The following is a 3,597-nucleotide window of genomic DNA, read 5'->3' on the forward strand; positions in this document are numbered from 1 at the left end:
GGAGACGAATCCCTCCTCGGAGAACAGCGGTTCGGGCTCGATGTCGACGCCCAGGTCCGCCGCGATCGGCGCCACCGTCTGCTCGCAGCGCAGCCGCGGCGCGGAGTGGACGCGCGTCGGGCCGAACAGCGGCAGCAGGGAGTGCAGCGCGTCCCGCTGCTGCCGCCCCGCTTCGGTGAGCGGGCGCAGGACGTCGTCGCCGTTCCAGTCGGAGCGCTTGCCCGCTTTCGCGTGGCGGACCAGCAGAACCGTCGCCAGCTCGGTCGGCAGCTGCTCGAAGACGTCGAGCACGCGGCCGTCGTGCGGGTAGCTGACCAGTTCCCGCGCCCGGGCGACGGGGAGCCAGCGCAGTTCGTCGACTTCGCTGTTCGGCGCGAAAGACCCGCCGCAGGCGCGGGCGGCGAAGTAGTCCACGACCTTCTCCGCGGTTCCGCCCGCAGCGGGCACCGCGTAGTTCACCCGGGTGAGGAAACGGGACAGCACGCAGGAAAACCCGGTCTCCTCGGCGACCTCGCGGACCGCCGCGTGCGCGGGCAGCTCGCCGGGGTCGAGCTTGCCCTTCGGCAACGACCAGTCCTCGTAGCGGGGGCGGTGCACCACCGCGACCTCCGGGCCGCCGCTGCCGTCGCGCCACAGCACCGCTCCGGCGGCCCGCACCGTTCGGCCGGGGACATCAGTCGGTTCGCCGTCGATCTTCTCGGTACCCGGCTGGTTCTCGGTCACGCTCATCGTCCTCTAAGCAGTCTCAGCGGTCGGTCCGGCCCACGGCGCCTTCGCGCGCCCCGTGCTGGCGCAGCATCTCCACCTGGTGGTCGCGGACCTGCTCCCCGCTGCGCGGCGACGCTTCCCAGTCGCCCTTGGCGTTGAGCACCCAGCAGCGCGTCGCCGGGTGCATCGCCGAGTCGAGCAGCGCGTCCAGCTGGGCGGTGAGCTTGGGATCGGTGACCCGCACCTGGGTTTCGATCCGGCGGTCCAGGTTCCGGTGCATCATGTCCGCGCTGCCGATCCAGCGCTCGTCGATGCCGACGAAGTGGAACACGCGGGAGTGCTCCAGGAAGCGGCCCAGGATCGAGCGCACCTCGACGTTCTCGCTGAGGCCCTCGACGCCCGCCTTGAGCGAGCAGATGCCGCGCACCACGACCTTGACCGGCACCCCGGCCAGCGAAGCCCGGTACAGCGCATCGATGATCTGCTCGTCGACCAGCGAGTTCACCTTCATCCGGATGCCGCACGACAGGCCCTGCCGGGCCCGCTCGATCTCGGCCTCCACGCGCTCCACGATGCCGTTGCGGATGCCCTGCGGGGACACCAGGATTCGGCGGTACTCGCCGTGCCGGGCGTACCCGGTGAGCACGTTGAACAGGTCGGTGAGGTCGGCGCCGATCTCCGGGGAAGCGGTCAGCAGCCCCAGGTCCTCGTAGATGCGCGCGGTCTTCGGGTTGTAGTTGCCGGTGCCGAGGTGGCAGTAGCGGCGGATCGTCGAGCCCTCTTGGCGCACCACCAGCGCGGTCTTGCAGTGCGTCTTCAACCCGACCAGGCCGTAGACCACGTGCACCCCGGCGCGCTCCAGGGTGCGCGCCCACTGGATGTTCGCCTGCTCGTCGAAGCGGGCCTTGAGCTCCACCAGCGCCACCACCTGCTTGCCGGCTTCTGCGGCGTCGATGAGGGCGTTGACGATCGGCGAATCACCGGAGGTCCGGTACAGCGTCTGCTTGATGGCCAGCACGTGCGGATCGGCCGCGGCCTGCTCGATGAACCGCTGCACCGACGTGGAGAACGAGTCGTAGGGGTGGTGCAGCAGCACGTCGCCCTCGCGCAGCGTGGAGAAGATGCTCTTGGGCGTCTGGCCCTCGGCGAACGCAGGGTGCGTCGCGGGAACGAACGGCTGCTCCTTGAGGTCCGGCCGGTGCAACCGCTCCAGCTGGAACAGGCACGACAGGTCCAGCAGGCCCTTGACCTCCACCACGTCGTGCTGGTCGACCTCCAGCTCGCGCAGCAGGAGTTCGAGCATGTTCTCGCTCATCGTGTCGGTGACCTCGAGCCGCACCGGCGGCCCGAAGCGGCGCCGCGCGAGCTCCCGCTCCATGGCCTGCAGCAGGTCCTCGTCGCGGTCCTCCTCGACCTCCAGGTCGGCGTTGCGGGTGACCCGGAAGATGTGGTGCTCGGCGACCCGCATTCCGGGGAACAACTTCCCCAGGTGCGCGGCGATGAGCTCCTCCAGCGGCAGGAACGTGGCGCGTTCGGTCTCCCGGTCGGATTCGACGCGGATCAGCCGCGGCACGTTGTCCGGCACCTTCACCCGGGCGAAGCGGCGCAACCCGGCGTCCGGGTCGGCGACGGTGACCGCGAGGTTCAGCGACAGCCCGGAGATGTAGGGGAACGGGTGCGCCGGGTCCACCGCCAGCGGGGTGAGCACCGGGAAGATGTGGTCCTCGAAGTAGCGGGTCAGCTTCTCCTGGTCGGCGGTCTCCAGCTCCGACCAGTTCAGGATCCGGACGCCGTGCGCCTCCAGCTCGGGCACCAGCTCGTCGAGGAAGACCCGGCTGAGCTTCTCCATCAGGTCCTGGTTGCGGGCCGCGATGCGGGTCAGCTGCTCGTGCGGGGTGAGCCCGTCGGCGCTGCGCACCGCCAGCCCGGTCTCCTCGCGCCGCTTCAGCCCGGCGACGCGCACCATGTAGAACTCGTCCAGGTTGGACGCGAAGATCGCGAGGAACTTGGCGCGCTCGAGCACCGGCTGCGACTTGTCCTCGGCGATGGCCAGCACCCGGGCGTTGAAGTCGAGCCAGGACAGCTCGCGGTTGAGGTAGCGGTCCTCGGGCAGGTCCGTGGTCGCCGCCGCGCGCGTCACCGCAGGCGGCGCGGACGGGACGCGGGCGCCCTCGGAGGCCGGGCTCGGATCACCTTGCGCCGGGCTCGATGCGCGGTGAGTGGACCGGCCACTGGTGCTTCGTGCGGCGGGCTGCTCGGCCCGGCCGGTGCTGTCGGTGCTCACCCGTCCATTGTCGCTCATCGAACCGGTTCAGCCGATTTCTGTGAAAAGAGTTCATGGGCGTTTCGCGTCGCTGTTGTGCCCCGACGGGGACCCGCTGCCGGATTCGCGCGGAATCGGTGGTTCACGCGGTGGCGGCAGCAGTTCGCGGACCGAGTCCGAGGGCGCGGGCGGCGCGCAGATCGGCCTCGGTGTCCACGTCGCAGCGCAGCGAGTCCCACGGTCCGAGCAGCGGCTTCGCGCCGGATTCGGCGTGCGCGTCGGCCGAACCGGGGCCGAAGCGCGGAGCGAGCGGGCGCCCCGGCTCGGCCAGCAGCAGCGTGGTGCCGGTGCCGTGCCGGTCCGTGCAGAACGACCGGTCCGCCCCGGCGGCGCGGAGGGCGGCGGCGAGGTCGTCCGGCTGCAGCGCGGGCAGATCCGCTTGCAGCGCCCCGATCCGGGCCACCCGCAGCTCGGCGTCGCCGTGCCGCAGCGCCGCGTTGAGCCCGGCAGCGGGGGAGTCCGGGATCACGTCCACGCCCGCGGCGGTGAACTCGGCGGTCAGCCTCGGATCGGAGGTGATCACGACGACCCCGGCGACGCCCTCGGCGCGGCGAGCCGCGGCCACT

3 protein-coding genes are annotated in these 3,597 nt (G+C 71.3%); all 3 read right to left on the reverse strand.

The window, feature by feature from the left end; all coding sequences use genetic code 11:
* Nucleotides 1–729 (reverse strand): bifunctional NUDIX hydrolase/histidine phosphatase family protein (locus tag ABTZ89_RS36935; protein ID WP_351053733.1); only part of this gene is annotated, 729 nt, incomplete at its 3' end.
* Nucleotides 730–745: 16 nt separating this feature from the next.
* Entirely contained in the window at nt 746–2,992 is a 2,247-nt protein-coding gene (locus ABTZ89_RS36940) for an RNA degradosome polyphosphate kinase (protein WP_408641895.1), read from the reverse strand.
* A 121-nt stretch (nt 2,993–3,113) separates the two neighbouring features.
* Nucleotides 3,114–3,597 (reverse strand): 2-phospho-L-lactate guanylyltransferase (gene cofC / locus ABTZ89_RS36945; RefSeq protein ID WP_351053738.1); only part of this gene is annotated, 484 nt, incomplete at its 5' end.

The sequence above is a fragment of the Saccharopolyspora sp. NPDC002686 genome, assembly GCF_040295745.1.
Lineage (GTDB): Bacteria > Actinomycetota > Actinomycetes > Mycobacteriales > Pseudonocardiaceae > Saccharopolyspora > Saccharopolyspora oryzae.